This is a genomic window from Actinosynnema sp. (assembly GCF_052038725.1).
Genome location: NZ_JBQGCX010000109.1, coordinates 1 through 3815 on the forward strand (window position 1 = coordinate 1; position 3815 = coordinate 3815).

The following is a 3815-nucleotide window of genomic DNA, read 5'->3' on the forward strand; positions in this document are numbered from 1 at the left end:
CCGAATGGTTGCGGCGCGGTGGCGGAGCTGGGGATCTGCTCGCTCATCAGGCTCCTCCGAGAACGCGATCGTGACGACCATCACGCTAGGAAGTCGGTCGGTCGGCTATAACCGCCCGCGCGCCGAGCGGACGCCTCCAGCGTCACGCGGACCCCTGACGAGGCTGGGCGGCACCCCAGGCACGACGAGCGGATGAACGGTCTTTGCCGCGCTGGCTACCCTCGGCTTCGTGACACGCCGACCACGCCTGCTCGCGACGAGCGACCTGCACGTGACGTACCAGCAGAACCGGGAGTTCGTCACCGAGCTGACCGCGCCATCGCCGGACGACTGGCTGATCGTCGCCGGTGACGTGGGCGAGAAGTTCCACGACGTCGAGTGGGCGCTCGGCCTGCTGCGCAAGCGGTTCCGCGAGGTCGTCTGGGTTCCGGGCAACCACGAGCTGTGGACCACCAAGGACGACCCGGTGCAGAGCCGGGGCGAGGTGCGCTACCGGCAGCTCGTCGAGATGTGCCGCTCGCTGGGCGTGCACACCCCCGAGGACCCGTTCCCGGTGTTCGACGGCGAGGGCGGCCCGGTGGCCGTCGCGCCGCTGTTCACCTTGTACGACTACACCTTCCGGCCCGCGGGCACGACCGACAAGGAGTCCGCGCTCGCCAAGGCCGTCGAGGCCGGGGTGGTGTGCACCGACGAGTACTTCCTGCACCCGGACCCGCACCCGAGCCGCGACGAGTGGTGCCGGGCCAGGATCGCGGAGAGCGCGCGCAGGCTGGACGAGGTCGACCACGAGCTGAGGACGGTGCTGATCAGCCACTGGCCGCTGGTGCGCGACCCCACGCTGGTGCTGCGGTACCCGGAGTTCGCGCTGTGGTGCGGCACCGAGCTGACCGCCGACTGGCACCTGAAGCACCGGGCGGCCGTGGCGGTGTACGGGCACCTGCACATCCCGCGCACGATCCGGGGGGACGGGGTGCGCTTCGACGAGGTGTCGCTGGGCTACCCGCGCGAGTGGAAGCCGCGCGGCTGGACGGGTGCTCCGCTGCTGGACGTGCTGCGGGAAGGGGACGCGCGGTGATCGAGGAGCTGCTGCCGGACGGGGTCGCCGCGGTGGAGGCGTTCGGCGACCCGCCGGAGGCCGTGCTGCTGCCCGAGGAGGAGGAGCACGTGGCGCGCGCGGTGGACAAGCGGCGCCGCGAGTTCACCACGGGCAGGCACTGCGCGCGCGGGGCGCTGGCGAAGCTGGGGTTCCCGCCGGTGCCGCTGCTGCCCGGCCCGAAGCGGGAACCGGGGTGGCCCGAGGGCGTGGTCGGGAGCATCACGCACTGCACCGGGTACCGGGCGGCCGTCGCCGCGCGCACCGACGCCGTGTGGACGGTGGGCATCGACGCCGAGCCGAACCAGCCGACCCCGGAGGGCGTGCTGGCGGCGGTGGCCCTCCCGCGCGAGCAGGACATGGTGGCGCTGCTGGGGGCGCGCGACCCGTCGGTGCACTGGGACCGGCTGCTGTTCAGCGCCAAGGAGTCGGTGTACAAGTCGTGGTTCCCGCTGACCCGGCGGTGGCTGGGCTTCGAGGACGCCGAGCTGGTGCTCGGCCGTGATGGCACGTTCACCGCGCGCGTGCTCGTGGAGCACCCGGTCGTGGACGGGCGGGCGGTGTCCGGGTTCACCGGCAGGTGGCTGGCGCGGGAGGGGTTTGTGGTGACCGCGATCGCGGTACCCGCTCGCTGACCCGTGCGCCGCGCTCCGGAAGCGGCCTCGGCAGGGGCCGCGCACCGGGCGCGGTGGTGGAGGGGCGCAGTGGGCGACGACGTCGAGCGGCACGAGTTCAGCCGCGAGGACCGGACGCGCTACCGCACGAAGGTGCGGCGGTGCCTGGACGTGTTCACCCGGATGCTGGAAGAGGAGCGGTTCGAGGTCGACCGGCCCATGACCGGGCTGGAGATCGAGCTGAACCTGGTGGACGAGGCCGGGGACCCGGCGATGCGCAACGCGGAGGCGTTGGAGGCCATCGCCGACCCGGACTTCGTCACCGAGCTGGGCCAGTGGAACGTGGAGATCAACGTGCCGCCGCGCGAGCTGGCAGGCAGCGGGTTCGCGGAGCTGGAGGCCACGGTCCGCACCAGCCTGAACCAGGCGGAGAAGCGGGCGCGCGAGGTCGACGCGCACATGGTGATGGTCGGGACGCTGCCGACGTTGCAGGCCAGGCACATGGCGGTGGACGCGCTGTCCGGGAACCCGCGCTACGCGCTGCTCAACGAGCAGGTGCTGGCGGCGCGCGGCGAGGACCTGGAGATCAACGTCGACGGGGCCGAGCGGTTGCAGATGACCGCGGACTCGATCGTGCCGGAGGCGGCGTGCACGAGCACGCAGTTCCACCTGCAGGTGTCGCCGGAGCGGTTCCCGGCGTACTGGAACGCGGCGCAGGCCATCGCGGGGATCCAGGTGGCGGTGGGGGCGAACTCGCCGTACCTGCTGGGGAAGGAGCTGTGGCCGGAGACCCGGATCGCGCTGTTCCAGCAGGCGACGGACACCCGCAGCGACGAGCTGAAGGAGCAGGGCGTCCGGCCGCGGGTGTGGTTCGGGGAGCGGTGGATCACGTCGATCTTCGACCTGTTCGAGGAGAACGTGCGGTACTTCCCCGCGCTGCTGCCGATCTGCGCCGAGGAGGACCCGGAGCGGGTGCTCGCGGACGGCGGCGTGCCGTCGCTGGCGGAGCTGCGGCTGCACAACGGGACGATCTACCGGTGGAACCGGCCGGTGTACGACGTGGTGGGCGGCAGGCCGCACCTGCGGGTGGAGAACCGGGTGATGCCCGCCGGGCCGACGGTCGTGGACACGATGGCGAACGCGGCGTTCTACTACGGGCTGGCGCACGCGCTGGCGCAGGACGAGCGGCCGGTGTGGTCGCAGATGTCGTTCTCGGCGGCGGAGGAGAACTTCCTGGCGGGGGCGCGGCGGGGGATCGACGCGCAGGTGTACTGGCCGGGGCTGGGGACGGTCCCGGTGGTGGAGCTGGTGCTGCGGCGGCTGCTGCCGCTGGCGCACGAGGGGCTGGTCGGGCTCGGCGTGGACGAGCGGGAGCGGGACCGGCTGCTGGGGATCGTGGAGCAGCGGTGCCTGCGCGGGGTGAACGGGGCGACGTGGCAGACGCGGGCGTTCCACCGGGCCTACGACGGGACGTCGCTGGAGCGGCCGGAGGCGCTGCGGCGGGTGCTGCGGGGGTACCGGGACCTGATGCACACGAACGAGCCGGTGCACTCGTGGCCGGTGGCGGGGTGAGGGTGCGAATCGCCGCCTGAACGGCGGTACCAGGCACGAAACCTAGCCGAATCCGCACAATTGCGGTTACAGAAGGTTCATGAGCCTCAATCTGTTCACCCATAAGGACGTATAGCGCGATTACTCGGCGTGTCGATTATCAGGTTTTGATCAAGCCGTTTTAGGCTGCCGGAAGCCGCTCTTCCACGTGGTGCGGCGTCGGGGTCGGTCCTGTCAGTCAACTCGCCCTGGGTGGTTCGCCAGTGCACCTTGCAAGCTTCTCGATTCGCGGTTTTCGCTCCCTGGCCGAGGTGGAGGACATCCCGATCGGGAGTCCGACGATCTTGGCCGGTCCCAACGACGGCGGTAAGTCCTCGGCACTAGACGCGGTGAAGTTCCTGCTGGGCCGCTACTCCCCCATCGAGGACGACCGCACCTACTTGGAGGGCGAGTCCGACGGCGGACGCGCCGCTATCGAGGTCATCGGCCGGGTCCGGCTCGACCCATGGGAGCAGGAGAGGTTCTCGCTGCTCGCCGAGGTCAAGCTGCGCAGGATC

The 3815-nt window shown here is 71.3% G+C and carries 4 protein-coding genes; all 4 read left to right on the forward strand.

The annotated features are described in order from the left end of the window. Window positions 1-229 precede the first annotated feature (229 nt). Window positions 230-1075, forward strand: coding sequence for a metallophosphoesterase family protein (locus ACTUAL_RS02125; RefSeq protein WP_440899075.1), 846 nt, complete (start codon window positions 230-232; stop codon window positions 1073-1075). Beyond that, the gene (locus tag ACTUAL_RS02130; RefSeq protein ID WP_440899076.1) at window positions 1072-1728 is read left to right on the forward strand and encodes a 4'-phosphopantetheinyl transferase family protein; all 657 of its coding nucleotides are present in this window, start codon (window positions 1072-1074) and stop codon (window positions 1726-1728) included. Before ACTUAL_RS02125 ends, ACTUAL_RS02130 begins: the two co-directional genes overlap by 4 nt. A gap of 69 nt (window positions 1729-1797) precedes the next feature. Next, window positions 1798-3279, forward strand: a complete 1482-nt coding sequence (locus ACTUAL_RS02135) for a glutamate--cysteine ligase (protein ID WP_440899077.1) — start codon at window positions 1798-1800, stop codon at window positions 3277-3279. 242 nt (window positions 3280-3521) lie between these two features. Continuing rightward, window positions 3522-3815 (forward strand): AAA family ATPase (locus ACTUAL_RS02140; RefSeq protein ID WP_440899078.1); only part of this gene is annotated, 294 nt, incomplete at its 3' end.